The organism is Streptomyces aurantiacus (assembly GCF_001418335.1).
In the GTDB taxonomy this organism is placed as follows: Bacteria; Actinomycetota; Actinomycetes; order Streptomycetales; family Streptomycetaceae; genus Streptomyces; species Streptomyces aurantiacus.
In genome coordinates, this window is the sequence record NZ_LIPP01000398.1 from 1,029 (window position 1) to 1,424 (window position 396).

1 protein-coding gene is annotated in these 396 nt (G+C 70.5%); it reads left to right on the forward strand.

The genetic code is table 11. From position 1 onward, the window contains the following. The coding region (locus AOK01_RS45800; RefSeq protein WP_245702565.1) for a P-loop NTPase at window positions 1-396 on the forward strand (396 nt) is incomplete at both ends.

Genomic DNA, 396 nt, shown 5'->3' on the forward strand with positions numbered 1-396 from the left:
CCCCGCATGCTCGGCGCCGAGGGCCTCCCCACCCAGGTCGAGGACATGATCATGCCGCCGTCGGCGAACGGCGTGAAGGTCATCTCGATCGGCATGTTCACGCCGGGCAACACGCCCGTCGTGTGGCGCGGCCCGATGCTCCACCGCGCCCTCCAGCAGTTCCTCTCGGACGTCTACTGGGGCGACCTGGACGTCCTGCTCCTGGACCTCCCGCCGGGCACGGGCGACATCGCGATCTCCGTCGCGCAGCTCGTCCCGAACGCGGAGATCCTGGTCGTGACGACTCCTCAGCAGGCCGCCGCCGAGGTCGCCGAGCGGGCCGGCTCGATCGCCGTACAGACCCACCAGAAGATCGTCGGCGTCGTCGAGAACATGGCGGGCATGCCCTGCCCCCAC